The 25,836-nt window shown below is 60.5% G+C and carries 21 protein-coding genes and 2 tRNA genes; 12 read left to right on the top strand and 11 right to left on the bottom strand.

What is annotated here, in order from left to right; genetic code table 11:
• Positions 1-10: 10 nt before the first annotated feature.
• Positions 11-2,428 carry an FAD-dependent oxidoreductase gene (locus Q1A20_RS18630; protein ID WP_299918090.1) on the bottom strand — a complete coding sequence of 806 codons (2,418 nt, stop codon included), beginning with the start codon at positions 2,426-2,428 and terminating at the stop codon, positions 11-13.
• Between the two features lie 307 nt (positions 2,429-2,735).
• Between Q1A20_RS18630 and Q1A20_RS18625 the strand changes: the two genes are divergently transcribed.
• Entirely contained in the window at positions 2,736-5,156 is a 2,421-nt protein-coding gene (locus tag Q1A20_RS18625; protein WP_299918087.1) for an FAD-dependent oxidoreductase, read from the top strand.
• Between the two features lie 100 nt (positions 5,157-5,256).
• Here the strand turns inward: Q1A20_RS18625 and Q1A20_RS18620 are convergent.
• Together Q1A20_RS18620 and Q1A20_RS18615 are read right to left on the bottom strand one after the other, a co-directional pair.
• Positions 5,257-5,331 (bottom strand) — tRNA-Asn (locus Q1A20_RS18620).
• A gap of 80 nt (positions 5,332-5,411) precedes the next feature.
• Positions 5,412-6,323 carry an MBL fold metallo-hydrolase gene (locus Q1A20_RS18615; protein WP_299918085.1) on the bottom strand — a complete coding sequence of 304 codons (912 nt, stop codon included), beginning with the start codon at positions 6,321-6,323 and terminating at the stop codon, positions 5,412-5,414.
• 48 nt (positions 6,324-6,371) lie between these two features.
• Between Q1A20_RS18615 and Q1A20_RS18610 the strand changes: the two genes are divergently transcribed.
• Positions 6,372-7,697, top strand: a complete 1,326-nt coding sequence (locus tag Q1A20_RS18610; protein ID WP_299409381.1) for an ATP-binding protein — start codon at positions 6,372-6,374, stop codon at positions 7,695-7,697.
• Between the two features lie 438 nt (positions 7,698-8,135).
• Here the strand turns inward: Q1A20_RS18610 and Q1A20_RS18605 are convergent.
• Positions 8,136-8,212 (bottom strand) — tRNA-Ile (locus tag Q1A20_RS18605).
• 131 nt (positions 8,213-8,343) lie between these two features.
• Here Q1A20_RS18605 and purM point away from each other — a divergent pair.
• The 3 genes from purM to rnd all read left to right on the top strand — a co-directional run bounded on the left by purM (position 8,344) and on the right by rnd (position 11,235).
• The gene (purM, locus tag Q1A20_RS18600) at positions 8,344-9,390 is read left to right on the top strand and encodes a phosphoribosylformylglycinamidine cyclo-ligase (protein ID WP_299409378.1); all 1,047 of its coding nucleotides are present in this window, start codon (positions 8,344-8,346) and stop codon (positions 9,388-9,390) included.
• Positions 9,387-9,980, top strand: a complete 594-nt coding sequence (gene purN, locus Q1A20_RS18595) for a phosphoribosylglycinamide formyltransferase (protein WP_299409375.1) — start codon at positions 9,387-9,389, stop codon at positions 9,978-9,980. Before purM ends, purN begins: the two co-directional genes overlap by 4 nt.
• Before the next feature lie 94 nt (positions 9,981-10,074).
• Complete coding sequence (rnd, locus tag Q1A20_RS18590; RefSeq protein WP_299409372.1) at positions 10,075-11,235, top strand: ribonuclease D; 1,161 nt, start codon at positions 10,075-10,077, stop codon at positions 11,233-11,235.
• Positions 11,236-11,256: 21 nt separating this feature from the next.
• On the opposite strand, the gene Q1A20_RS18585 is transcribed toward rnd, so the two are convergent.
• The gene (locus Q1A20_RS18585) at positions 11,257-11,760 is read right to left on the bottom strand and encodes a hypothetical protein (RefSeq protein WP_299918082.1); all 504 of its coding nucleotides are present in this window, start codon (positions 11,758-11,760) and stop codon (positions 11,257-11,259) included.
• Between the two features lie 124 nt (positions 11,761-11,884).
• Between Q1A20_RS18585 and Q1A20_RS18580 the strand changes: the two genes are divergently transcribed.
• A complete protein-coding gene (locus Q1A20_RS18580; protein ID WP_299409366.1) occupies positions 11,885-12,295 on the top strand; it encodes a SufE family protein in 411 nt (136 codons plus the stop codon).
• Between the two features lie 78 nt (positions 12,296-12,373).
• Here the strand turns inward: Q1A20_RS18580 and Q1A20_RS18575 are convergent, their stop codons facing one another.
• The 4 genes from Q1A20_RS18575 to Q1A20_RS18560 all read right to left on the bottom strand — a co-directional run bounded on the left by Q1A20_RS18575 (position 12,374) and on the right by Q1A20_RS18560 (position 18,307).
• Positions 12,374-13,030, bottom strand: a complete 657-nt coding sequence (locus Q1A20_RS18575; protein WP_299918079.1) for a DUF1638 domain-containing protein — start codon at positions 13,028-13,030, stop codon at positions 12,374-12,376.
• A gap of 70 nt (positions 13,031-13,100) precedes the next feature.
• Complete coding sequence (locus Q1A20_RS18570) at positions 13,101-13,799, bottom strand: B12-binding domain-containing protein (RefSeq protein ID WP_299409361.1); 699 nt, start codon at positions 13,797-13,799, stop codon at positions 13,101-13,103.
• A gap of 213 nt (positions 13,800-14,012) precedes the next feature.
• Complete coding sequence (locus Q1A20_RS18565; protein WP_299918076.1) at positions 14,013-17,150, bottom strand: efflux RND transporter permease subunit; 3,138 nt, start codon at positions 17,148-17,150, stop codon at positions 14,013-14,015.
• The gene (locus Q1A20_RS18560; protein WP_299918072.1) at positions 17,150-18,307 is read right to left on the bottom strand and encodes an efflux RND transporter periplasmic adaptor subunit; all 1,158 of its coding nucleotides are present in this window, start codon (positions 18,305-18,307) and stop codon (positions 17,150-17,152) included. Before Q1A20_RS18560 ends, Q1A20_RS18565 begins: the two co-directional genes overlap by 1 nt.
• Positions 18,308-18,388: 81 nt before the next feature.
• Between Q1A20_RS18560 and Q1A20_RS18555 the strand changes: the two genes are divergently transcribed.
• Complete coding sequence (locus tag Q1A20_RS18555; RefSeq protein ID WP_298975636.1) at positions 18,389-19,018, top strand: TetR/AcrR family transcriptional regulator; 630 nt, start codon at positions 18,389-18,391, stop codon at positions 19,016-19,018.
• 5 nt (positions 19,019-19,023) lie between these two features.
• Here Q1A20_RS18555 and bmt read toward each other — a convergent pair whose 3' ends face one another.
• Together bmt and Q1A20_RS18545 are read right to left on the bottom strand one after the other, a co-directional pair.
• Positions 19,024-20,049, bottom strand: a complete 1,026-nt coding sequence (bmt, locus tag Q1A20_RS18550; RefSeq protein ID WP_299918069.1) for a betaine--homocysteine S-methyltransferase — start codon at positions 20,047-20,049, stop codon at positions 19,024-19,026.
• Between the two features lie 155 nt (positions 20,050-20,204).
• Positions 20,205-20,519, bottom strand: coding sequence for a DUF1476 domain-containing protein (locus Q1A20_RS18545; RefSeq protein WP_299918066.1), 315 nt, complete (start codon positions 20,517-20,519; stop codon positions 20,205-20,207).
• Between the two features lie 156 nt (positions 20,520-20,675).
• Between Q1A20_RS18545 and purC the strand changes: the two genes are divergently transcribed.
• Genes purC through Q1A20_RS18520 form a run of 5 tightly spaced genes read left to right on the top strand, consistent with a single transcriptional unit; the run spans position 20,676 to position 25,508 of the window.
• Entirely contained in the window at positions 20,676-21,437 is a 762-nt protein-coding gene (purC, locus tag Q1A20_RS18540; RefSeq protein ID WP_298975628.1) for a phosphoribosylaminoimidazolesuccinocarboxamide synthase, read from the top strand.
• Positions 21,438-21,473: 36 nt separating this feature from the next.
• Positions 21,474-21,704: a phosphoribosylformylglycinamidine synthase subunit PurS gene (purS, locus tag Q1A20_RS18535; RefSeq protein ID WP_298975625.1), complete on the top strand. Its 231-nt coding sequence runs from the start codon at positions 21,474-21,476 to the stop codon at positions 21,702-21,704.
• Positions 21,704-22,372, top strand: coding sequence for a phosphoribosylformylglycinamidine synthase subunit PurQ (purQ, locus tag Q1A20_RS18530; RefSeq protein WP_298975621.1), 669 nt, complete (start codon positions 21,704-21,706; stop codon positions 22,370-22,372). Before purS ends, purQ begins: the two co-directional genes overlap by 1 nt.
• Before the next feature lie 37 nt (positions 22,373-22,409).
• On the top strand, positions 22,410-24,170 hold the full coding sequence (locus tag Q1A20_RS18525) for an ATP-binding protein (protein ID WP_298975619.1): 1,761 nt from the start codon (positions 22,410-22,412) through the stop codon (positions 24,168-24,170).
• Between the two features lie 3 nt (positions 24,171-24,173).
• Positions 24,174-25,508, top strand: coding sequence for a sigma-54 dependent transcriptional regulator (locus tag Q1A20_RS18520; RefSeq protein ID WP_298975618.1), 1,335 nt, complete (start codon positions 24,174-24,176; stop codon positions 25,506-25,508).
• Positions 25,509-25,836: the final 328 nt, after the last annotated feature.

Genomic DNA, 25,836 nt, shown 5'->3' with positions numbered 1-25,836 from the left:
GATAGCGTTCTCAGCCGCGCATGCGTGCCCCGTCAGGATCAAACAGGGGCTCCGTAATCACCCGTGCCGACCGCATTTGACCCAAAATCTCGATCTCGACATCTGGGGCTTGCGCCACGCGATCTATCGGCAGAAAACCCATCGCAATGGATTTGCCTGCGTGGTGCGAATACCCCCCTGAGGTGCAAAATCCGACCACGCTGCCATCCAGCCAGATCGGCTCATACCCGTGCACATCAGCATCCGCCGCATCGACCTCAAAGGCCACCAGCTGACGCGCGGGACCCTTTGCGCGTTCTGCCTCCGCCGCCGCGCGGCCGATGAAATCCGCATTCTTTTTAAAACTGATGAACCGCTCCAGCCCGGTTTCGGCGGCGGTGTAGTCGGGGGAAAATTCCGCCATCCAACTGCCGAAAAACTTGTCCAGCCGCAGTGACATCATGGCCCGCATGCCAAAAGGCGTGATGCCAAAATCCTGACCCGCCCCCCAGAGCGCATGCCAAAGGCTGCGCTGATCCATCGGATCGCAGTAGATCTCGAATCCCAGATCGCCGGTGTAGCTGACCCGTTGGACAATGCAATCGGCACTGCCCACGGTCATGCGGCGCACATCGAGGAATTCCATATCGCTGATGTTGCTGCGGGTGGTCGCCGCCAGCAGATCGCGGGCGTGGGGTCCTGCGATCTGAAAGCCGGTGCGCTGATCACTGATATTACAAAGGCTTACGCCTTCTTCCTGATGTTGCAGGAACCAGCGTAAGTGGAAGGCCTGACTGCCATAGGAGGCGGTCAGTTGAAAATGGTCCTCCGCCAGGCAGGAAATGGTGAAATCACCAATAAGCTTGCCCTTGGGGGACAGCATCGGGCTCAGGCTCAACCGTCCGGGCGCAGGCACACGGCCCGCCATGATACGGTCCAGCCAGGCGCGCGCGCGCGGGCCGGTCACGCGGTATTTGCCGAAGTTCTGCAACTCGTTGATGCCCACCGCAGCACGCACTGCCTTGACCTCACGCGCCGTTGCCTCAAAGGCTTCGGAGCGTCGAAACGATGGTGTCTCGTATGTCGGCTCGTCACCCTGCGCAAAGTAATTCGGGACCTCCAGGCCAAACTGCTGCCCCCAGACGGCACCCATGCCCGAGAAGATGTCATACATCGGGGTGGTGCGATGCGGCCGGGCGGCGGGCAATTCTTCGTTGGGGTAGGCGACGGAAAACCGTTTCTGATAGTTTTCGATCACTTTCGGCAGGGTATATCCGGGCGTGATCCAATCGCCAAACCGCGCCACATCCATCGCCATTGTATCGCGTTCGGTTTCCCCCTCGATCATCCACTGCGCCAGCATCAGGCCGACCCCGCCGCCCTGGCTGAACCCGGCCATGACCCCGCAGGCCGACCAATAGTTGCGCATGCCCAGCACCGGCCCGACCAGCGGGTTGCCATCCGGAGCAAAAGTGAACGGCCCGTGGATCACGTTCTTCACGCCCACACGTTCCAGATCAGGGAAGCGTTTATAGGCGAAATCGATGCTGGCTTCGATCTTGTCGAAATCATCGGGCAGAAGGTCCTGACCGAAGGCCCAGGATGTGCCGTCAACCGCCCAGGGCCGGCAGGGTTGCTCATAAAACCCGATGCACAGGCCACGACCTTCCTGCCGCAAATAGCTCTCGCCCGCAGGGTCCATCACATGCGGATGCTCGCGGCCCTCGGCCATCATCTCGGCGATCATCGGGACCTCTTCGGTCACGAGATACTGATGCTCCATCGGGTGCAGCGGAAAATAGACACCCGCCATCGCGCCCACCTCCCGGGCCCAGAGCCCACCTGCGTTTACCACATGTTCGGCGTGGATCGTGCCCTTATCGGTCACCACATCCCAGGTGCCGTCGGCGCGCTGGTTGGTCTCGCGGACCATGCAATGGGTCTCGATGGTGGCGCCGCCCATGCGCGCGGCCTTCGCATAGGCGTGGGTGGTGCCGGAGGGATCGAGGTGACCGTCCAACGGATCGTAAAGCGCGCCGATGATGCCGTCAGTATTGGTCACAGGCGCAATGTTCCGGATCTCTTCCGGCCCGACGATCTCGGTCTCCAACCCCATGAAACGGTGCTTGGCACGTTCAGCCAGCAGCATGTCGAAGCGGTCCTGATTGTCCGCCAGCGTCACGCCGCCGACGTGATGCAGCCCGCAGGACATGCCAGTGATCTCCTCCAATTCCTTGTAGAGCCGGATGGTGTAGCCTTGCAGCGCAGCCATGTTGGTGTCGCCATTCAAGGTATGAAACCCGCCCGCCGCGTGCCAGGTGGAGCCGGAGGTCAGCTCGGACCGTTCCAGCAGCATCACATCGGACCATCCCAGTTTCGTCAAGTGATAGAGCACGGATGCGCCGACAACGCCTCCGCCGATAATGGCAACGCGGGTGGTGGTTTTCATGGAGATCTCCGATCAGGTGTTGGCTGGATGATCTTCCGACACATCGGCTCTCGCTGGTCTGAAAACGACAGATTTTGCCGCTTAGGGAAGCTTGAGGATCGCACTGCGGAAACGGAAAACTCAGGCCGGAAGCAGGCATTGCGCGCAGCTTTCCCGCTTTGTCAGCTCAATGCTGCAGGCAGTCACTTGTTCCTCACAGGACAAAACCCCTTGTACGCGCGCGACGGATTATGTCGCCAATGCGCAATCGCCCTGTGGACGCGCGCGCCAGTATGCGGGGCAGAACACTCAAACAGGACCCTTCCTCATGCGCACCCATGCTCAGGCCGTTGTCATCGGAGGCGGCGTTATCGGCTGCTCCATCCTCTACCACCTGACAAAATTGGGCTGGACCGACGTGGTTTTGCTGGAGCGGGACGAACTGACCTCCGGCTCAACCTGGCATGCCGCCGCGAATATTCACGGGCTGCACGACAGCACCAACATCAGCCGTATCCAGCATTATACGATGAACCTTTATAATGGTCTGGAAGCAGAGACGGGTCAGAGTTGCGGCGTGTTTCAGCCCGGGTCCCTATACCTTGCACAGACCGTCGAGCGGGAGCATCAACTGCGCCTGCAGGCGGCCAAGGCGAAGCTTTACGGGATGAACTTCCATGAGGTCGACCGCGATGAGGCCGAGCGGTTGCACCCGCTGGTGAATTTCGACGGCATTCGCTGTATCATGTGGGAGCCGGATGGCGGCAATGTGGACCCATCCGGGGTGACCAATGCCTATGCCGCGGGCGCGCGGGCTGCGGGCGCGGAAATCATTCGGTTCTGCCCGGTAACGGGGACAGAGCAGCAGCCCGACGGCACATGGATCGTGCGCACGCCCAAGGGCGATATTGCCACCGAATGGGTGGTTAACGCCGCAGGTCTCTGGGGGCGTGAAGTGGCCACCCTCGCAGGGATCACCCTGCCGCTGCAACCCACCGAGCACCAGTATTTCGTGACCGAGACGATTGCGGAAATCGACGCCTTGGACCGACGCTTGCCGTCCGTCGCGGATCGGGACGGCGAATACTACCTGCGGCAGGAAGGCAAGGGCCTTCTGGTCGGGGCCTATGAGAAGGACCTGCGGTTCTGGGCCGAGGAGGGCACGCCGCAGGGGTTCGGGCATGAACTTTTCGCCGATGATCTGGAGCGCATCGAGGACAATATGATGCGCGCCATTGAGCGGGTGCCTGCGGTGGGCGAGGCCGGTATCAAGCGGGTGATCAACGGGCCGATGATCTGGTCACCGGACAGCAATGTGCTCTTTGGTCCGGTGCCGGAGCTATCGAATTACTTCTGCTGCAACGGCATCATTCCGGGGTTTTCACAATCAGGCGGCATGGGCCTGCTGGCCGCCGATTGGATCGTCACCGGGGAGACGCGATATGACATGTTCGCCTGGGATGTGGCACGGTTCGGCGATTGGGCCGATGCGGCCTTTACCAAGGCGCGGGTGGGCGACCAATACGCCAATCGGTTCAAGATCCATTTCCCCAACGAGGAACGGTCCGCAGGCCGCCCCATGCGCAAACGCCCCGCCTATGACATTCAGAAAGGCCTCGGCGCGGTGTTCGGCCTGAACTACGGGTGGGAACACCCGCTGTGGTACGCACAGGTCCCGGGCATCGAAGATACCGATGGGTTTACCCGCCAGAACTGGTGGGATCCCGTAGGTCAGGAGTGCAGAATGCTGCGGGAGAATGCGGGTATCATCGATATTTCCAACTTCGCAAAATACCGGTGCAAGGGGCCGGATGCCGAAAGCTGGTTGAACGCGGTCTTTGCCAACACCATGCCCAAATCTGTCGGGCGCTCCTGCCTGACACCGCTGATTGGCAAGCGCGGCGGGATCGCCGGTGATTTCACCGTCACTCGGTTGGCGGAGGATGAATTCTGGATCATCGGATCGGGCATGGCCGAACGCTACCACCAGCGTTTTTTCAAAGCAGTGCCGCTGCCGGGGGGCACCACATTCGAGAGTAAAACCGACGAGTTCTGCGGCTTCAACGTTGCAGGCCCCAAGTCGCGTGACATGCTACAACGTCTGACAAATACCTCCCTTGCGACTGCAGATTTCCCCTTCATGGCCAGCAAATGGATCGAGTTGAGCGGGATCCGCGTTCTGGCGCTGCGCGTGTCCTTCACCGGCGATCTCGGGTGGGAGCTGCACTGTGCCGCGCTAGATCAGGCGCGGTTGCTGGAGGTGCTGTTGCAGGCCGGGCAAGAGTTTGACGCAGGTCCGGTTGGATCGCGGGCGCTGATGAGCCTGCGGGTCGAGAAAGGATATGGCTCCTGGAGCCGCGAGTATTCGCCCGAATACTGGCCGCAGGAGGTGGGCCTCGATCGATTGTGCAAGATGGACAAGGATTTCCTGAACAAAGCGGCGGTTGCGGAAACGCTCGCCAAGGAGCCGCGGGAACATCTGGTGCTGCTCGAAATCGATGCCGCGCAGACCGATGCCTCCAATGCCGACGCGACAGGCGGCGAGCCGATTTTCAAAGAGGGGGAAGGGGTCGGGCGCGTGACCTCTGGCACTTATGGCTACACCGTCGGCAAAAGCCTGGCACTGGGGTATGTGAAAGGCGCTGTGCCGGGTGATCATGTCGATGTCATGGTTTTGGGAAAACCCCATGGCGCGAAAATCCTGCACGAACCACCGTTTGATCCCAAAGGTAAGCGCCTGCGCGCTTAGGTGCGATTTGCTGAGCGGCCTCAGGCTGTGATCTGGAGCCGGTTCCACAAGCACCAGCACATCATGCGAATAGCAGGTGAGAATAACAAATCGGGAAATTTGGCTCCGGCGGTAGGGATCGAACCTACGACCAATTGATTAACAGTCAACTGCTCTACCGCTGAGCTACGCCGGAACGGTCTGGGCGATATAGCAGCGGCAATTTGTGTCGTCCAGAGGATTTTGCAGGAAATCCGATAATTGCTGCATCAAATGCTATTTCAGTCTGAACAAGGCTTCGGCGCTCAGTTTTCCAATCACCTCAACCGAATCTTTCCTTTTGAGATCAATGAGGTGCGCCAGAACATTTCGAGCGGCGGCATTCATCAATCTGTCGGGCGTGTCGGTATAGATGATGCGTGCCAGACTATGCGCGTCAGCATCACCTCCCTGTAATGCCTCAAGGATAGCGGCCTCGCGCGACTTGCGATGAGCAATCAACCATGCCAACCGTGCCTCGGGGTTCGAAATCATCTCTCCATGGCCCGGAAAGAAGGCCTGCCACCCGCGCATCTGAAGGCGGGCACAAGACGCCATGAAATCGGTCAGATCACCGTCCGGAGGAGACACCAGCGAACTGGCCCACCCCATCACATGGTCCGCGGTAAAACAGTTGTCATTCCACCCCAGACAGATGTGATTGCCGATGTGTCCGGGGGTATGGATGACGTCCAGTTGCCAATCGGCCGCGTGGATCACATCGCCATCCTTGACCTCCACATCCGGCGCGAAATCGATGTCGATCCCTTCGCCACCGCCCACCAGACCCGTCTGCGCCAGGGTTTGCATGATCTCCGACCGGCCCGCATGTGCAGGACCAAACGCATAGGTTTCTGCACCCGTCGCCTTTTGCAGCGCGCCCGCCAGGGGTGAATGGTCCAGATGCGCATGGGTCACGATGATATGCGTGATCTTCTGACCGGGTTCCAAGGCGCCAAGGATCGCGTCCAGATGCGCCACACTCTGCGGTCCGGGATCGATCACGGCAATCTCGGATGTGCCCAAAAGATAGGTGTTGGTGCCACGATAGGTCATCGGCGAGGGGTTCGGTGCCACGATCCGGCGCAAACCGGGCAGCAGCGGCTCCGGGGCGCCGATCACCGGGTTGAAATCATCTGGCGGCTGCATGGCCATTCGCTCTTTCTAATGGGCAGGGGCGTCGCTAGGGTTTAGCCCATGTCGTTCGTCTGGCTCAAACATTATATGCCGCGCAGCCTCTATGCGCGGGCGGTCCTGATCCTGCTGTTGCCGGTTGTTTTCCTGCAATTGGTTGTCACCGTGCTGTTCCTGACGCGCCACTTTGAGGACGTCACACAGCAGATGACAGATACGGTGGCGCGTGAATTGCGGCTGGTCCTTTCGATCATCGGGGGGGCGCCTGACAGAGGGTCCATTGGCACCGCCGTCATCCAATCCGCCTCGCAACTGGCGATCACGGTGGTGCCCGTCACCCGAGCCCAGGTGCCACAAGAACAAATGCGCGAGTGGTACGATTTTTCGGGCCGCGTGATTGTGCGCCGCCTGCCCAGTCAGATCCCTCAGATCATCAGCGTTGATCTAACCGAAAACCGCCGGGTGCATGTCTATGCGGAAACCAGGTACGGACCCGCGAAGATCAGTTTCGACCGCCGTCGCATCTCGGCAGCAAACCCGCACCAACTCTTTGTGAACATGCTGTTTTTCGGCGGGCTCATCACCGTGATCGCAATCCTCTATCTGCGCAACCAATTGCGCCCGATCAAGCGCCTAGCGCGTGCTGCCGAGGCCTTTGGCCGTGGCCGCCACGAGCCGTACTCTCCCGCCGGTGCTGTTGAGGTACGCGCCGCAGGCAATGCGTTTTTGGACATGCGAACCCGGATTGAACGGCAGATCGAACAACGCACGCTGATGCTCTCCGGGGTCAGCCATGATCTGCGCACACCCCTGACGCGGATGCGGTTGAGCCTGTCGATGCTGGAAGATGACGAGCGGCAACTGCTGGAGCAGGATGTGGATGACATGCAGGACATGCTTGATGCCTTCCTGAACTTCGTCAAAACCGCCGGTGAGGGCGAAACTGAGCCGGTTGATCCGCATGAGTTGGTGGAAAGTGCTGTGGAGAGTGCCCGCAGGGCGGGGCGCAATGTAAAGCTGATGCCGTCGGAAGGCGATGGCACCGGGACGGTGACACTGAACCGGCTGGCCATGCGGCGCGCCCTGGACAATCTGATTTCCAACGCCGTGCGTTACGGTGCGATGGCGGAGGTCTCGGTTCTATTCACTGAGAAAACACTGCGCATCCGGGTGGAGGACGATGGGCCAGGCATCCCGGAGGACCGCCGGGTGGAGGCGACCCGTCCCTTCACACGGCTGGATCCGGCACGCAACCAGGACAAGGGCGGCGGTGTCGGTTTGGGGTTGGCCATTGCCACCGATATTGCACGCGCACACGGGGGGGTGCTCCGGTTGAGCAGCTCGGTCCGGCTGGGCGGTCTCAGAGCAGATATCGTGATTGCGCGGTAATTTGGTCGGCGCGCCCTGAATAGAATGCAAGACATGCGCGCGTGATCCTACCCGATGTCTGGAGACATCATCGTCTTCCCGGAGGTTTCAACGGTGATTCCAGACCGGCGCGGGGCAGCGCAGTGTGTCTGAGCCGGCAAGGCATATGAGAGGCTAGAAAAATTGACCACGCCCAAACGCCTGCCAAACTCAACTCGGCAAAAAGGGGGCAATCCCCAACACTTAACTCGTTACAAAAATCTACACACTGCGCCGTTGCCCCCGCGCCGACTGCATGGAAGAGAATTAGCACAAATTTTACGAAACATGTTTGCTTTCTGCAAAATTGGTAAATTCGAAAAAGCAATAAAGAGAAACCGTTACCGATCTTGGTTAATGTGGCGGGCACTTTTGTGGGACGGATCGCGCGGGCGATCTGATGCGGTAAAAAGTGATTTATGGTAGGCCCGGCAGGACTTGAACCCGCAACCAAAGCGTTATGAGCGCTCTGCTCTAACCAATTGAGCTACAGGCCCGCCATGAGCCTGTGGGTAAGCTGCGCGGATGGCGGCGTCAAGTGGTCGTTGGCCCGGGTGGCAGGCGTTGCATGCGGGCTGCGAATGCTCTAACCCGCCATCAACATATTTGTCGCGCGAGGGACCGGACCATGACACTGCCCAAAAACGGGATCACCTATGCGGACGCAGGGGTCGATATCGACGCCGGAAACGCGCTGGTGGAGAGAATCAAGCCCGCGGCCAAGCGCACAAACAGGTCTGGTGTCATGGCGGGTCTGGGCGGGTTTGGCGCGCTCTTTGACCTCAAGGATGCAGGCTATCACGACCCTATTCTGGTGGCGGCCACGGATGGGGTTGGCACCAAACTGCGGATTGCCATCGATACTGGTCATGTGGATGGCGTGGGCGTCGATCTGGTGGCCATGTGCGTCAACGATCTGGTGTGTCAGGGGGCTGAGCCGCTGTTTTTCCTCGACTATTTTGCCACGGGCGCGCTGGAAACCGACAAGGCTGCGCGCATCATCGAAGGGATCGCTCTGGGGTGTGAGCGGGCCGGTTGCGCGCTGATCGGTGGCGAAACCGCCGAGATGCCGGGCATGTATCCTGCCGGGGATTTCGATCTGGCGGGTTTTTCCGTGGGCGCTATGGAGCGGGGGCAGGATTTGCCGACGGAGGTTGCGGCGGGGGATGTGCTGCTGGGTCTTACTTCGGACGGGTTGCATTCAAACGGCTACAGCCTCGTGCGCAAACTGGTGGAGCTTTCCGGGTTGGGGTGGGAGGATAAATGCCCCTGGTCCCAACAGTCGCTGGGTGCGGAATTGCTCACACCTACACGTCTTTATGTGAAACCCGCGCTGGCCGCGATCCAAGCGGGGGGCGTGCATGCCCTGGCACATATCACCGGCGGCGGGCTGACGGAAAACCTGCCACGCGTTCTGCCGGAAGGGTTGGGTGCGGAAATTGATCTCTCAACTTGGATGTTGCCGGATGTTTTTGGCTGGATGGCACAGACCGGTGGGATGTCAGAGGCGGAAATGCTGAAAACTTTCAACTGCGGGATTGGCATGATCCTTGCGGTCTCTCCTGACCGCGCCGATGCGCTGACCGCCTTGCTGGCGGAGCACGGCGAGGACGTTACCCGCGTCGGGTCCGTGACGGAAACAGCAGGGGTTCACTACCAGGGCGCGCTTTTGTGAGCAAACGCGTTGCGATTTTCATCTCTGGCGGCGGGTCGAACATGCTCAAGCTGCTGGAGAGCATGACGGGAGATCATCCTGCGCGGCCTTGCGTGGTGTTGTCGAACGATCCAATGGCGCGCGGGCTGGAGCTGGCCGAAGCCCGCGGCGTGCCAACAGAGGTGGTACGGCATGAACCGTTCAAGGGCGACAGGGTGGCGTTCGAGCACGCGATTTCCGGCGCCATCGCCCCTCACGCGCCCGATATCATTTGCCTCGCAGGCTTCATGCGCAAGCTGACCGAAAGCTTTGTGGATCCCTGGCGCGGCAGGATGCTGAACATTCATCCCTCCTTGTTGCCCAAATACCGGGGTCTCAACACCCACGCCCGCGCGCTTGCAGCCGGTGACCCTGTGCACGGCTGCACGGTCCATCAGGTCACGCCACAGCTGGATGACGGCCCCATTCTTGGTCAGGCGCAGGTTCCGGTCTTGGCAGAGGATACCGTGGACAGTCTTGCGGCGCGTGTATTGGCGCAGGAACACCTGCTTTACCCCGCGGTGCTGCGCCGTTTTGCGGCAGGGGATCACCACCCGATCCTGTTGCGTTAAGGCTTCGTTCAGGGTTCTGGTCAAAGCTGTGGGGGTCGTGTAACAGTTTAAAACCTGGGTATCACCGACATCATAAAGAAAAAGAAACGCCCGAATGAAAACACTCACCACGACTGAGGAGCTGGCCGCTTTTTGCACGGAAGCGGCGGGCCACGACTATGTGACGGTCGATACCGAATTTCTACGCGAACGCACGTATTATTCCAAGCTCTGTCTGATCCAACTGGCAATGCCTGGAGAGGACGACAGCACGGCGGTTCTGGTCGATCCGCTTTCGGACGGGCTCTCGCTGGAGCCGCTTTACGATCTCTTTCGCGACACCTCGGTGGTCAAGGTGTTCCACGCCGCCCGTCAGGATCTGGAGATTTTCTATGTGGACGCCCAGGTCTTTCCCGAACCGCTTTTCGACACGCAGGTTGCCGCGATGGTCTGTGGTTTCGGGGAACAGGTGGGCTATGAAACGCTGGTGCGGCGCATTGCCAAAAAGCCGCTCGACAAGACGTCGCGCTTTACCGATTGGTCGCGCAGGCCGCTCACGGATGCGCAAAAGACCTATGCGCTGGCAGATGTAACGCATCTGCGCGACATCTACGAGTATCTGGCAAAGAAGTTGCAGGAAACCGAACGCAGCCGCTGGGTGAACGAAGAACTGACGGTGCTGACCAGCGCGGATACCTATGTCGTCACGCCGCATGAGGCCTGGCGCCGGGTCAAAACCCGCACGAATTCACCGAAATTCCTGGCCATTGTGCGCGAGCTTGCAGCCTTTCGCGAGAGCTTTGCGCAGGAGCGCAACATCCCGCGCAACCGTGTGTTCAAGGATGACGCATTGGTCGAACTGGCCTCGAACAAACCCAAAAACAACGAAGAGCTGGGCCGGGCGCGCCTGTTGCTGCGGGAAGCGCGGCGGGGCGATATTGCCGAGGGCATATTGAAGGCTGTGGCCGCAGGTGTGACCTGTCCGCCGGATCAGATGCCCCAACCCGACCGGTCGCGGGACAAGTTGCAGGTCAACCCCGCCCTGGCGGATCTGTTGCGCGTGCTGCTGAAAGCCAAGACCGAAAGCGCCGGGGTGGCCGCGAAACTCATTGCGCCCGCCTCAGATCTGGATGCGATTGCGGCAGGGTTGCGCGACGTGCCGGCACTGGCCGGGTGGCGCAAGGAGGTCTTTGGCGCGGACGCGCTGCGGCTTTGTGATGGCAAGATCGCTTTGGCCGCAGATGGGTCGGACGTGCGCATCGTCGCACTCGACTGAAGCTGACCTTCGTCTCAGAAGCTACCGGCGAGATTGAAGCGCGTTGCGCGCGGCTTCCACGCGGATCGTGCGCACGTCGCGCAGCGTCTGGTCAGTCACCTTGCGCGCGACGTTGACCTCCCGCGATGCAGGCGTGCCTGCGCCGGTGTTTGGCCCGCGCAGCCCCTCCAGACGGTAAGTGAGCACCCCGTCGACGGCCTGCTCATCTTCTTCTGCAGGGGTCAGCTGCACCGAATGAACGCCTTGCACTGCGGCCACACCGGTTGCGCGGATGATCGCGCCGCCGGGCACACGTTCCACGGCAAGTTCGCTGATGCTGTCTATGGGCTGGCCGTTATAGACCACTTCATTGTTGCGCGAATCGAAGATGCCCGTGCGTTCCGGGATCAGCGGGTTTGTGTTTGCGGAAGCTGCCGTTGTCGGGGCCGCTTCGCCGCGGCCAAACCAGTTGAACGGATTGAGACGGGTGCCACAGGCAGATACGACAAGTGTGGAGATCAAAAGGGCGGAAACTGTCTTGTGCATCGGGCCTGCCATGAATTCTTGTTTGCTCTGAACTACCCCATCTCAGGCCACTTGAAAAGCGTCAAGGCGGGCTGGACCTTTGTCCTCACGCGCCTTACCTCAAGGACGAGAAATGAGGGACCCCATGGCGCAAGCAGCTTTCGAAGAATTGGTTGAAGATTTCGAGTTCCTGGAGGAGTGGGAAGATCGCTACCGTCTCGTGATCGAGGAGGGAAAAGCGATGGACCCGTTGGCAGATGCTTTGAAAGTCCCGGCCACCAAGGTGGATGGCTGCGCCAGTCAGGTTTGGCTGCATGCGACGATCGAGGGGGAGACCCTGCACTTTGACGGTGAAAGCGATGCGATGATCGTGAATGGCCTCATTGCGGTCTTAAGAAAGCTGTATAATGGTCTGACGTTAAAGGATGTTTTGGCCGTTGATGCGCGTGCTGAAATGGGTCGGTTGGGGTTGAACGATCACCTGTCGGCGCAGCGCTCAAACGGGCTGCGGGCGATGATCGAACGCATCCGCTCGCTGGCTGCTGCCGCCGCGTGATCCCAATGCGGCGTCTACGACGCCACGCCATGCTTAAAAATTCCTGCCGGAATTTCCGACGGGTGGCCCACGTTATGATTATCGCGCGGGACGGTCTGCAACACCGCCCAAAGCTGTGGCGAGATCCCCATATCCGGTAAAGCGCCTCTCAAATTCGAGGCCGAGGAATTCCGCACAGGTTTTTGCCTTTTCCGTCAACGCCGGGTCATCGGTCTGGGCCTGATAGACAAGTTTTTCGTAGTTGCCAAAATACATGTCGCGCAACTCGGGGTGGCGATCAAGCCCCATCGGCTTGACCACAAAGGCATCGAATTGGCGCACCAGAAAGTCGGTGAGATAGAACGTGGTGAATTCCGTTTCACTCTGTGCGGCAAAGCGGTCATTGCCCTCGAAGAACGAATAGCAATGCGGCCCGGCGATCATTTCCACGCCCAGTTCATCGCAGGCGGCCTGCAAGAGCCCGCCTGTGCCGCAATCGGCGTAAACGATGAAAATCTGATCGTAGGCCCCGCGGTGCTTGGCAACGGCGTCGCGCACAGCTTGGGTGATTTTATCGGGATAGAGGTGGTATTTGGCGGGCAGGCAAGTCAGATCCAGGTGGGACCAGCCGTTTGCCGCTTTCAGGTCGAGAATTTCGCGCGCCAAGGCGCCGCAGGCAATCAAAAGCACCTTGCCGGACCGCTGCGCGAGCGGCAGGCCGCGTTCCGTCAGCTTGGTGTCATTCAGCTCTGGCATGCTCACCCTTCACAAAAACGGCCTGCGCCGGTTTCCCGACAAGAGACCGCTCAATCCGGTTGTGCGGGTGTCAGGCGGATTTCTGATTGTGCTTGCGGCCGACCCATTCCTTGGCCGTCTCCACCGCCACGGCGGCATCCCGGCAATAAGCGTCCGCGCCGATGGCCCGACCGAATTCCTCATTCAACGGTGCGCCGCCGACAAGTACGATATAATCATCGCGGATGCCCTGTTCCACCATCGTGTCGATCACGACCTTCATGTAAGGCATGGTGGTGGTCAGCAGGGCGGACATGCCCAGAATGTCAGGGCCTTCCTTTTCCATCGCTTCGAGATAGGCCTCAACGGCGTTGTTGATCCCCAGATCGACCACTTCGAAGCCGGCACCTTCCATCATCATGCCCACGAGGTTCTTGCCGATGTCATGGATGTCGCCTTTGACGGTGCCGATGACCATTTTGCCCACGCGGGGCGCACCGGTTTCCGCCAGCAGCGGCTTCAGAATGCCCATGCCGCCCTTCATCGCATTGGCGGCGAGTAAAACTTCAGGCACAAACAGGATGCCGTCGCGGAAATCCGCGCCGACGATGGTCATGCCGCCAACGAGCGCCTTGGTCAGGATGTCATAGGGGGCCCATCCGCGTTCCAGCAGGATTTCCACACCTTCAATGATTTCCTCTTTGAGGCCATCGTAGAGGTCGTCAAACATCTGCTGAACAAGTTCTTCGTCGTCCAGTTCTGACAGGATGATATCGTCTTCGTCCGACATTGGCTTTCCTTTATTGCCGCACCAGAAAGCGGGGCGTGGTCTCTGATCCCTTTTGACAGAACGTCCGCACCGGACTTTTCAAATTGCGACACGAAGGAAACAATGTGCGACGCTGTGACGCTATTTTTACCGCAAATACAGGTGACTGCACAAGCTTTTGGAGCGCCTCTGGAGGCGAAACCTTTTCATAATGATATACAGTTTTATCCGCAGTTATTCGGCGGCCTGCACCAGGATGAGCGGACTTTGCTCTTTGGTTTTCGGCTCTTTGCGGCGCCATTTTCGCGCATAGAGCAGCGCAAACATGGGCGGTGTGAAGTAGAACGACACTACTGTGGAGAGCAGGACACCCCCCGCCACAGACATTGCGAAAGGCGGCCAGAACCCGCCCCCGGCGAGGATCAGGGGTAGGAAGCCCCCAAAAGTCGTGATCGTGGTGCTGACGATGTGACGGCTCGACCCCATCAGAACATCGACCATCGCATCCGCGTCCCCCGACCGCGCGCCGGGATCATCGCGCAGGCCGGTCATGATGATGATGGCCGCGTTGATCGACACGCCGATGGAGCCGATCACGCCGATGATCGCGTTGATGCCAAAGGGATATTGGAAGATCGCAAGTGCCAGGATGCTCAGGCCCGCAGAGAGCACGCTGACCACCAGTGCGATGGCGGAGAGGCGGAAGGAGTTGAACGTCATGACAATGGCCGCGATGGACAGCGTCACGATCAGGCCGAGAGACGCCAGCAGGTTGCCCAGGGTTTCCGACCGCGCATCGCTGTCGCCGCCAATCTCCAGACGGTACCCGGCAGGCAATGTGAACCCTTCGGCATCAAGCGCCTGCTGTACTTGAACCAGGGCCTCTTCGGGCAGGACATCGCGCAGGATAAAGGCCTGGATGGTGTTCACCCGCTCGGCGTTGCGCCGGGTGATGATGGGCTCGCTGGGGGTCAGAGACATATCGGCGATGGCGGAGAGGGGCACGCCGGGGAAGGTGCCGTCGCGGGATTGTGCGGCGGCATCAGGGGGCAGAATCGTCATGTCGGCAATCGCCGTCAGATCGCCGCGCGTCGCATCGCCAAAACGCACCCGCACCGGCAATTCTTCGGGACCTTCGAGCAGCGATCCACCGGCGACCCCTTCGAGCCCGGCTTCGAGTTGCCGCGCGATGCTGGAAAGCTCAAACCCCAGCTGGCGCGCCTTGGCCTCATCCACATCGATGCTGACCTCTGGCGCGCCCGTGGTTACGGTGCCCCGCGTCAGCGTAACCGCATCGACATTCGCGATGACGCGGCGCATCTCGGCACCGGTTTCGCGCAGGGTCGCAAGGTCCGGCCCCACAAGCCGCAGTTCAACCGGGGCATCCACGGGCGGGCCCTGCACCAGCCCGCGCACCAGGACCTGTGCCTCGGGCGCTGCTGCACCAATGTCGCGTTCAAGCCGCGCGATCAGGGTTTCGGTGGCTTCGGGGGAAGTGGTTGTGACCAGTGCTTCGGCAAACCGCGAAGCATTATCGCGCCCACCGGCCATGTTGTAATAGAACGCCGGTGCGGATTTACCGATGACCCAGGAGACCTGTTTCGTCTCCGGCGCGTCCCGCAGCAGGGCATCCAGCCTGTCGACCACCGTGGCGGTTTGCCCGATGGCGGCGCCGGGTCGCAAGTCCACTTCGATGTGGAACTGGTCACGGTCGACACCGGGAAAGAACTGTGCGGTCAGCAGCGGCATCGACATGAACCCCAGCACCGGCAGCACCAGCGAAAAGGCGACCGACTTCACCGGATTGCCGACAGCCCAGCGGAGCGTTCCGGCAAAGGCGCGTGACAGGCTGCGGATTTTCAAACCGCTGGCAAGGAGGCCGGTGTTACCTGCCGCTGGCATCGCCCATCCGGCAATGGCGGGGGTCAGGGTCACGGCGATCACGAAGGACCACATCAACATGGTCACCACCGCGATGGCGATGGAACCGACGAAATCGCCCGCCGGTCCGGGCAGCAGGATCATCGGCGTAAAGGACAATGCGGTTGTGACCGTGGAGGCAAAAAGCGGGGCGAAGAGCCGGCGCACGGCCCCTCGGACCGCCGCGGTCCGCGTCTGCCCCCGGGCCACGCGCTGTCCCACCTCATCGGTCATGACGATCCCGGCGTCGACCAGCAGACCTAGCGCCACGATCAGTCCGGTCACGGACATCTGGTGGATGGCCAGTCCGATCACATTCATCGTGGCCAGCGTCGCCAGCGACACCAGCGGCAGGATCAGGGCCACGATCATAGCGGCGCGCGCACCCATGGTGATCAACAACACGCCCACCACCAGCGCCACGCCGATGGCCATATTACCGCCGACTTCGGCCAGACGCTCCGCGGTGTAGCGGCTTTGATCAAAGATCAGCTCGGCGGTGATGCTGGCGGGTACATCCGTCTGAAATCTAGCCAAGGCGCCGGTCACGCGCTCCATCCAGACATCGACCTGCAAACCGTCTTCCAGCTTGGCAGCGACCAACACGGCAGGCGCGCCATTGTGTATGGCTTCTTCGGCAAGGGGCAGGCGGGGCCCGCGGCTGATCCGGGCGATGTCCGCGATGCGGGTGACCTGACCATCCGCGCCTTCGCGCACGATCATCTCGCGCACCCGTTCAAGCGCCGTGATGTCGCCCGCGATGTCGATGATCAGCTCATTGTCGAGGCTGCGCACGCGCCCGGCCTGGCCCTTGCTGTCGGCGCGCGCGATGGCGGCGGAGACATCATCTGCCGTCAGGCCAAGTGCTGCGGATTTTATGGGATTGAGGGTGACCAGCACCTCTTCTTCCGGGCTGCCAAAGGTTTCGACCTGCTTGGTCCCGGACAGCGAGCGCAAGTCATCTGCAAGGCTTTCCGCATAGCGCCCCATGATGGTCAGCGGCACCTCGGCGTGATCGGCCGAGAGCGCCATGATCGCGCCGAAGGTACCCGCCCCATCGGACGAAAACTCAGGCGTCGGGACACCCGCGGGAAACTCGGCCTCCGCATCGCCCAGAGCATCGCGGATTTCGGACCAGACCTGCTCGATGCGTTCATCGCCCAGGGTGTCCAACAAATCCACCTGCACGATGGAAATGCCGGTGGCGGAGGTTGAATTGATCTCATCGACTTCCGGGATCTCCCGCAGGACCTCTTCGATCTCGGCGGTGACGAGGGTTTCAACGCGCGCCGGGTCGGCGCCGGGGTAGGGCGTGGTAATGGTGGCAAAAAGATTGGTGATCGTGGGGTCTTCCTGCCGCCCGATGGCCAACAGGGACGACAGGCCCGCCGCGATGATCACCAACAGGGCAAGGGCGACAACGCGTGGTTCGCGAAACGTGAGCGTTTCCATCAGCCTGCCTCACCGGCGAGTTGCACCCTCTGGCCGGTGACTACGCGGTGGGGGCCGTCGGTGATGTATCGGGTACCCTCGGGGAAGGTGCCGCGCACATAAGCGCGCTGTGCATCCGAGAAGAGCACTTCGACGGCTTCGCTCTCGACCATTGGGGTGTCGATCTCAGGCACGGTCATCAGGCGCCAAAGCCCGCGCGGTGCATCCTGAAGCGCTGCCAGCGGCACCCAAGCTCCTGTTTCCAGGACCTTCTGTTCCAGCACCAGCGTGCCCGTATCCCGCAAGGGGGGCAAATCGCTTCCAGCGAAATTCAACAAAACGGTGCGTGTGCGTGTGGCGCTGTCCAGCTCGGGCAGCACGGAGGCGAGTGTCAGCGGGTAGCGTCGCCCGTCAAAGAGCGCGTAGAGCTCCGTGCCTTGCGACAGCGCATCGACCATGTCGGGCGTCAAGCCTACCCGAAACTGCTGCCCGCCGCTCTCCACCAGGGAAAAGATCGGCTCACCGGCGCCCACCGTGCCGCCGGTGTCGACCAGGCGCGAGGATATCGTCGCGGCAAAAGGGGCTCGAAGCTCTGATTTTTCAAGCTGCAATGCCACGGAAACCAGGCTGGCGTCGATCTCCGCGATCCGCGCCTCCAGCTCTGCCAGCAGCAGCGCCACATTGTCGACGGCCTGAGAGGAGGCAAACCCGCGCTCGCGCAGTTCCGTCTGACGATCGGTGGTGCGGCGGGCCAGTTCCGCCTGTGCTTCGAGCGCGCGCCGGGAGGCCTGCAGCCGCGCTTTTTCGGCCTCAATGAGGCGCGTGTCCAACCGCGCGACCAACGTGCCGGGGGTGACGGTATCACCCTCGTCCAGCGCCAGATGGGCAACCGTCCCGCCTTGCTCAAAGGCCATCGTGGTGCGCTGCGCCGCCTGGATCTGGCCCGGGAACCGCCGCGCAACCGTATACCCGTTTTCCAGGGTCAGCAGCGCTGTGGAAACCGGCATGGGCGCGGTGGCTTCGGGGGCTGTTACCTCGGCGGCGCGCCCTGCGAGCACGTTTTGGCCCAGGATCATCAGGCCGATCGCAAGGCCGATCATCAAAAGGGTGAAGACGAGCGTGATCCCTTGTCGTATCATGCGACGCCAAAGGGGTATTTGCGGAACTGTGGTCGCCATCGTGCAAAGCCTCACTTGCGAAGTAAGTATCGCTTACATATGTTATAGGCTCTAACTTAATCAAGCGCAAAGGAGCGTTTTTTGTCAGATTCTTCCCCAGAGGTGCAGGACCGGCGCACGACATATCACCACGGCGACCTGCGTGGGCAGCTGCTGTCGGTTGTGCGCGAACTCGTGGAACTCCATGGTCCTGAAGGGTTTTCCGTTGCCGAAGCGGCGCGCCGGGCAGGGGTCAGCACCGCAGCCCCCTACAAGCATTTCAAGGATCGGACGGATTTGTTGAATGCGCTGGTCTCGGATGCGATGGACCGTCTGGCAATGCATATGGCACGCGAACGCGACCTGTTTCCGGTCGGATCATATGAGGCCATCGCGGGAATCGGCAGAGCATACATCACCTTTGCCAAGACCGAACCGGGCATTTTCCGGCTGATGTTCGGGCTGACCGAAGGTCAGGAAGACGACGATTGTTTGCAAAAGAAAGGGATGATTTGCCGGGAAATCGTCGAGAAAGCCTGCGCGGATTGTCTGGGCAAGGACGCCTCGACCCAAGCTGTGACCCTTGCGGCCTATATTCTATGGACCAGCGTGCACGGCCACGCGTTTCTGAGCATCGACAACAAGAACAAGGCCGAAGCGCAGGAACTGGACGATTGGGATTTTCTGATGACCGTCACGCGGGGCATTCTTGAGGCCTCGCTGCGACGCTGATCCGGTCAGCTCGCTGCGGCGCGCCGCCGACGGGAGGTTCGGCGTGCCGGGGCGGCATCCTCGCCGGTGCCATCGCTTTGCGAGGAAAACCCACCCAGACGATCCACGATTTCTTCCAGTGACGGCGGGTGATCCAGCGTGCGGGTATCCAGCGCCTCGCGCATGTGGCGCAGGTGTTCCGGCATCGTGCCGCAGCACCCGCCAATGATCTTTGCGCCACAGGCCCGCGCCATCACCGCATAATCCGCCATCAATTCCGGCGTGCCATCATAGTGAATGTGACCGTCCACGTATTTCGGAATGCCCGCATTGCCTTTGGCAATCACCGGGCGTTCTGGCCCCTGGGCGGCAAACCCCAGAATGGTGCGCAGCAAATCGGACGCGCCGGTGCCGCAATTGGCGCCAAAGGCCAGCGGTGCGTGATCCCCCAGATCGTCCACCAGCTTGACCATATCGGCGCTGGTCAGACCCATCATCGTGCGTCCGGCGGTGTCAAAGCTCATGGTGCCTGCCCAGTCCAGCCCGGCCAGGGAAAAGCCCTCAGCCGCGGCGCGGTATTCCTCGGGCGCGCTGATCGTTTCCAACCAGCCGATGTCGGCCCCGCCTGATTTCAGCCCGTCAGCGGCCTCATGAAACATTTCCACGGCGAGCGCGTGGCTCAGCGTGCCAACCGGTTCCATGATCTCGCCAGTGGGACCGACGGAGCCCGCGACGATCACCGCGCGGCCCGCAGTATCCGCAACATCACGGGCGATTTCGGCCGAGACGCGCGCCAGCTCATGGGTGCGCTTTTCCGCGTTGTGCAGTTTCAGACGCGAGGCATTGGCGCCAAAGGAATTGGTCAGGAACAGATCGCTGCCCGCCTCCACAGCGCCCGCATAAAGCGCCTTGATCTTCTGCGGCTCATCCGTGTTCCACAATTCCGGCGCATCGCCGGACATCAGCCCCATATTGAACAGGTTCGTGCCCGTCGCCCCATCGGCAAGCAGGGTGCCCTTGGCGTTGAGCAATTCGATCATGGGATTTGTCATGGAGGCCTCACTGGGTACAACAGTGCATGCTGTGTCACGAAGGCATCTTCAAAGCAAACTCATAAAATTCATCTTGGTTATGAGTTTGCTAGAGGTTTGGTCGCAGGTCCCGGGGCGAAAACATCGCAGACCCGGGAAATGCGTGGTCGGAAGGCTCAGACTTCCTGCATGATCTGGGATTTGGCTTCGGCCATCAGTTCACGCATTTTCGCGCGGATGGTGGCCTCATCCGCCCTGCTGCCGAGGTCCCCGGAGACTTTGCGGTAAACATCTTCGTCGCCAGCCTCTTCAAAATCGGATTTCACGACCTCTTTGGCATATTCTGTTGCATCATCCCCTGATTTACCCAACAAATCCGCAGCCCAGAGGCCAAGAAGTTTGTTGCGCCGCGCTTCGGCCTTGAATTGCATCTCTGCATCATGCGCGTATTTGTTTTCAAAGGCATTTTCGCGATCGTCGAAAGTTGTCATGGGCGGGTCTCCTGTTGAACGTAAGGGGCTGACTTTTGATATGCGGGTTCGGATCGCTTTGCGCAAGGGCCGTTGGCTTGCAGCGGCAGGGGCCTTGCACTAAGAGGGGCGCATCATAGGTCGCAAATGCTGCGGCACGACTGCGAAAGGATGCCAATGGCCCGGCGCAAGAAAATCTACGAAGGCAAAGCGAAAATCCTGTACGAAGGCCCTGAGCCCGGCACCATCGTTCAATATTTCAAAGACGACGCAACGGCCTTCAACGCCGAGAAAAAAGCCGTGATCGAGGGCAAGGGTGTGCTGAACAACCGCCTGTCGGAGTTTTTCATGACCGGTCTGGGACAGATCGGCGTGCCCAACCATTTCATCAAGCGGCTCAACATGCGTGAGCAACTGGTGCGCCAGGTGGAAATCGTGCCGCTTGAAATCATCGTGCGCAACTACGCGGCGGGCACCATGTCCAAACGGCTCGGCATCGAGGAAGGCACGCAGCTGCCGCGCCCGATTGTCGAATATTGCTACAAGGATGACGCCCTGGGCGATCCGCTGGTGACCGAAGAGCATATCGCGGCCTTTGGCTGGGCCAGCCAGCAAGATATGGATGACATTCTGAGCCTGGCGCTGCGGGTGAATGATTTTCTGTCCGGTGTGATGATGGCCGTGGGCATTCGTCTGGTCGATTTCAAAATCGAGGTCGGGCGGATTTTCGACGGTGATTTCCAGCGTCTGATCATCGCGGATGAGATCAGCCCGGACAGTTGCCGGCTTTGGGACATCGAAACCGGGCAGAAACTGGACAAGGATGTCTTTCGCCGCGATCTCGGCGATCTCAAGGACGCCTATACCGAAGTTGCGCGCCGTCTGGGGGTGATGCCCAAGAACGCGCAGCCGATGACGAAACCGACATTGATCAACTGAGGCGCAAGCCGCTTTCGAAGGGGTGAGGGAAACAGCATGAAAGCACGGGTGCATGTGATGCTGAAAAACGGCGTATTGGATCCGCAGGGCGAGGCCGTGCGCCACGCTTTGGGCGCGCTGGGGTTTGACGGGGTCAACGGTGTCCGGCAGGGCAAGGTGATCGAACTGGACCTGGCCGAAGACGCGACAGAGGCCGATGTGACCGCGATGTGCGAGAAACTATTGGCCAATACGGTGATCGAATCCTATTCGGTGGAGCTGATCTGATGCACGCAGCGGTTGTCGTTTTTCCGGGATCGAACTGCGATCGGGACTTGGCTGTTGCATTTGAGGCAGCCGGCGCGAAGGTCAGTATGGTCTGGCACAAGGACAGCGCGCTGCCCTCTGGCGTCGATATTGTCGGCATTCCGGGCGGGTTTTCCTTTGGCGACTATCTGCGCTGTGGCGCGATTGCGGCCAACTCGCCGATCTGCCGGTCGGTGGCGGATCACGCAACGCGCGGCGGCTATGCTCTGGGCATTTGCAACGGGTTTCAGGTGTTGACGGAAACCGGTCTGTTGCCCGGCGCACTGCTGCGCAACGCGGGCTTGAAGTACATCTGCCAAACCGTTGGATTGAAAACGGAAACCTCCGATTCAGTCTATACGCAAGGGTATAATGCGGGCGATGTGATTGACATTCCAATCGCCCACCACGACGGCAACTACTATGCGGATGACGCGACGATTGCGCGCTTGCAGGGCGAAGATCGGATTGCCTTCACCTACACTCAAAACCCGAACGGCGCGCGGGCAAATATCGCGGGCATTCTGTCGGAAAACCGGCGCGTGCTTGGCATGATGCCGCACCCGGAACGGGCCGCGGATGTCGGCCATGGCGGCACGGACGGGCAGGCGCTCTTCCGCGCATTGGCAAACGCGCTCGTGACAGCGTGACTTGAGCAGGGCTTGCGCTTTCGCGTAGTCTCCGTCCATGGAAACTTCTGCCGATCCCAACAGCCAGACACCGCCGATCAACTGGCGCGTCCGTTTGGCGCTCGGGTTGCTGCTGGCCTTGGCGATTGTGGTTGTTTCCGTCACCAACAAGATGCTGACAGACCGGTTCACCGAAAGCACGCGCAACCGTGCGGAATTGCGGTTGGCGCTCTATAGCGGGAACCTGCTGTCGGAACTGCGCCAGAACGCAATTGTGCCGCAGCTTCTGGCCCGGGATGCGGAACTGATCGGCGCGCTGAATTCTGCCGATTACACCGCCTCGACCCGGCGGTTGATTTCCTTCGTGGAGGAGATCGGGGCCGCCTCGCTGATGCTGTTCGATATCGACGGGCGCACCGTTGCAGCCACTGATCGCAACCGTCTGGGCGCCTCGCATCGGGCGGAATCCTATTTCGTTGATGCCATCCGGTCCAACGCAACGATCTTCACGGTCGCCGAAACCGAAGCCGGTGGATACCGCTTTGTCTATACCCGCCGGGTGCAATCCGGCTCGGATGTGCTGGGCGTGATCGCCGTCGAGGTTGATCTGCAGAAATTCGGACGCGCCTGGGCGGGGATTTCGGATGCGGTGATCGTGACCGACAGCACCGGCAACATCATTCTGACAACCGAGCCACGTTGGCGCGGGCGGACCGAAGAAGAGGCACTGGTGCGACATACACCCGAAAACGCCATCCAACGCGCCATTCAGGCGACGGCAGATTGGACAGCCCTGCCACCCGACGCCTATTTGCAGGGTGAGGCGGTGATGCGGCTGGAAACGCGCATTCCCTTCCGCGGCTGGCGCATGGCTTCTTTCACCACCTATGCCTCGGTGCGCGAACGCGTGAACGCGGTTTTGGCACTGGAAATCATGGGTTTCGCAATTCTGCTGGCGCTCAGTTTTTATGCATTGAGCCGTCGCAATGCCCTGCGCATGGCGTTGTTTCAGCGGGAATCCGCCGAGCTGCGTGCGTTGAATGTTGCGCTGCAGCGGGAAATCGCTGAGCGCAAACGGGTGCAGGAAACGCTCGCTGTCGCCGAGCAAACACTTGAGCAATCCAGCAAGCTGGCGGCTTTGGGCGAGATGTCTGCCGCTGTCTCTCACGAGCTGAACCAGCCGCTGGCGGCGATGAAAACCTACCTCGCCGGTGCGCGGCTTTTGCTGCGCCGCAACCGGCAGGAAGAGGCGTTGTCCTCCTTTGGGCGCATCGATGATCTGATCGAACGCATGGGCGGCATTACCCGCCAGCTGAAATCCTACGCCCGCAAGGGGCAGGAGGCGTTTTCCCCTGTAGATATGGGCGATGCGCTGGCTTCGGCCCTGTCCATGATGGAGCCGCAGTTGCGTCAGCGGCATGTGCAGATCAGCCGGATTGTGCCCGATAACCCGGTTCAGGTCATGGGGGACCGGCTGCGGATCGAGCAGGTTATGGTAAACCTCTTGCGCAACGCCCTTGATGCTACCAAATCAGAACGGAACCCCAAGGTGGATATTATGTTATCTGCAGGGGAGACGGCGACCCTGACGGTGCGCGACAATGGCCCTGGCATCGAAGATCTCGATCAATTGTTCGAGCCATTTTACACGACAAAACAGCCCGGAGACGGCGTCGGGCTGGGTCTTGCGATCTCTTCTGGTATCGTTAACGACCTAGGAGGACGGCTCACCGCACGGAACGGACAGGCGGGTGGCGCAGTTTTTGAAATGCAGCTGCCCATAATGGACAGCGACCAGAGTACTCAAGCGGCGGAGTAAGCCATGACCCAAGCAATGAAAATCGCAATCGTAGATGATGAACAGGATATGCGGCAATCGATCAGCCAATGGCTGGCCCTGTCCGGATATGACACTGAAACCTTTGGCAGCGCCGAGGATGCGCTCAAGGTTCTGGGGCCTGACTATCCCGGCATCGTCATTTCCGACATCAAGATGCCCGGCATGGATGGCATGCAGTTTCTCAAGAAGCTGATGGGCAATGACTCAGCACTGCCCGTCATTATGATCACCGGTCACGGCGATGTGCCGATGGCGGTTGAGGCGATGCGCGTGGGCGCGTTTGATTTCCTGGAAAAGCCGTTCAACCCCGACCGGATGAACGAATTGGCCAAGAAAGCCACCGGCGCGCGGCGCCTGGTGATGGACAACCGCGCGCTGCGCCGCGAACTCTCCGATGGCGGCCAGCTGATGAAAAAGCTGATTGGTCAGAGCCCGGTCATGGAGCGTCTGCGCGAGGATATTCTCGACCTGGGGCAGGCCGACGGCCATGTGCTGATTGATGGCGAGACCGGCACCGGCAAGACGCTGGTGGCGCATGCGCTACATGCGGTGGGGTCCCGGGCGGGCAAGAAATTCGTGCTGGTGAGCTGCGGCGCCTATGAAGAGGAGGCGCTGAGCAAGCGGCTCTTTGGCCCGATGCAGCCCGAAGACGCCCAATTGCCCGCGATCGAAGAGGCGCGCGGGGGCACGCTGGTGCTCGAAGACATTGAGGCGCTGACAGAGACCCTGCAGGCCCGTTTGCTGAGTGTGATCAACGAGCAGGGGGCCCCGGCCGAAACCCGGATCGTGGCCATTTCCAACTTGCAAGAAGCGGGCCGCACCTCTGAGGATGCCCTGCGCGCGGATCTTTTCTACCGTCTGGCCGCGCTGCGCATCACCGTGCCACCGCTGCGGCAACGTGGGGAGGATATCCTGACGCTCTTCACCCGGTTGAGCGAGCAATTCTCTGACGAATATGGGTGCGACGCGCCGCAGGTTTCTGCACAGGAGGCAGCGCAGCTCTTGCAGGCTCCATGGCCGGGCAACGTGCGCCAGTTGATCAATGTGGCGGAACGGGCGGTGCTCCAGTCGCGCCGTGGCTCGGGCACCATTGCTTCGCTGCTGATGAACGACCATGAAGACATGCAGCCGGTGATGACCACCGAGGGCAAGCCCTTGAAAGAATATGTGGAAGCCTTTGAGCGCATGCTGATCGATAACACCATGCGCCGCCATCGCGGTTCCATTGCCTCCGTGATGGATGAACTCTGCCTGCCGCGACGCACGTTAAACGAGAAAATGGCGAAATACGGCTTGCAACGCTCGGACTATCTCTGAGTCCGGCCAGATTCCGAGCTCTTAACGAAAAATCGCGTAAAATCTTGAGGGTAGGGTCGTTTTGCGGCCCTATTTTCACATTCCCCATTGTGTTTTGGCGCGTGCTGGCCTTATTTAGGAGTGTGGAGACGCGTCACAGGCTGACGCACCCCTCCTTATGAGTTTCGCTGCCTTGGGCGCGGTGTGGGACGTATCACATCACCAAAGCAGACCGATTGGGCCGGAAACGGCCAACGAACCGCTGATGTGATCCAAGGCTCCGAGCCTGAGACACACAGTATATAATGGATACGAGGCCGCGAACCGCGCGCCCGTGTCGGAGAAGAAA

Source organism: uncultured Roseobacter sp., assembly GCF_947501835.1.
Lineage (GTDB): Bacteria > Pseudomonadota > Alphaproteobacteria > Rhodobacterales > Rhodobacteraceae > Roseobacter.
The sequence above is the reverse complement of the archived record's forward strand: the minus strand, read 5'-3'. Positions and strand labels throughout refer to the sequence as shown.

Bases quoted from the DNA above. Each gene is read 5' to 3' on its own strand.
- Q1A20_RS18630 (WP_299918090.1), bottom strand. From the start codon at position 2,428: ATGAAAACCACCACCCGCGTTGCCATTATCGGCGGAGGCGTTGTCGGC.
- Q1A20_RS18625 (WP_299918087.1), top strand. From the start codon at position 2,736: ATGCGCACCCATGCTCAGGCCGTTGTCATCGGAGGCGGCGTTATCGGC.
- Q1A20_RS18615 (WP_299918085.1), bottom strand. From the start codon at position 6,323: ATGCAGCCGCCAGATGATTTCAACCCGGTGATCGGCGCCCCGGAGCCG.
- Q1A20_RS18610 (WP_299409381.1), top strand. From the start codon at position 6,372: ATGTCGTTCGTCTGGCTCAAACATTATATGCCGCGCAGCCTCTATGCG.
- purM (WP_299409378.1), top strand. From the start codon at position 8,344: ATGACACTGCCCAAAAACGGGATCACCTATGCGGACGCAGGGGTCGAT.
- rnd (WP_299409372.1), top strand. From the start codon at position 10,075: ATGAAAACACTCACCACGACTGAGGAGCTGGCCGCTTTTTGCACGGAA.
- Q1A20_RS18585 (WP_299918082.1), bottom strand. From the start codon at position 11,760: ATGCACAAGACAGTTTCCGCCCTTTTGATCTCCACACTTGTCGTATCT.
- Q1A20_RS18580 (WP_299409366.1), top strand. From the start codon at position 11,885: ATGGCGCAAGCAGCTTTCGAAGAATTGGTTGAAGATTTCGAGTTCCTG.
- Q1A20_RS18575 (WP_299918079.1), bottom strand. From the start codon at position 13,030: ATGCCAGAGCTGAATGACACCAAGCTGACGGAACGCGGCCTGCCGCTC.
- Q1A20_RS18570 (WP_299409361.1), bottom strand. From the start codon at position 13,799: ATGTCGGACGAAGACGATATCATCCTGTCAGAACTGGACGACGAAGAA.
- Q1A20_RS18565 (WP_299918076.1), bottom strand. From the start codon at position 17,150: ATGGAAACGCTCACGTTTCGCGAACCACGCGTTGTCGCCCTTGCCCTG.
- Q1A20_RS18560 (WP_299918072.1), bottom strand. From the start codon at position 18,307: ATGGCGACCACAGTTCCGCAAATACCCCTTTGGCGTCGCATGATACGA.
- bmt (WP_299918069.1), bottom strand. From the start codon at position 20,049: ATGACAAATCCCATGATCGAATTGCTCAACGCCAAGGGCACCCTGCTT.
- Q1A20_RS18545 (WP_299918066.1), bottom strand. From the start codon at position 20,519: ATGACAACTTTCGACGATCGCGAAAATGCCTTTGAAAACAAATACGCG.
- purC (WP_298975628.1), top strand. From the start codon at position 20,676: ATGGCCCGGCGCAAGAAAATCTACGAAGGCAAAGCGAAAATCCTGTAC.
- purS (WP_298975625.1), top strand. From the start codon at position 21,474: ATGAAAGCACGGGTGCATGTGATGCTGAAAAACGGCGTATTGGATCCG.
- purQ (WP_298975621.1), top strand. From the start codon at position 21,704: ATGCACGCAGCGGTTGTCGTTTTTCCGGGATCGAACTGCGATCGGGAC.
- Q1A20_RS18525 (WP_298975619.1), top strand. From the start codon at position 22,410: ATGGAAACTTCTGCCGATCCCAACAGCCAGACACCGCCGATCAACTGG.
- Q1A20_RS18520 (WP_298975618.1), top strand. From the start codon at position 24,174: ATGACCCAAGCAATGAAAATCGCAATCGTAGATGATGAACAGGATATG.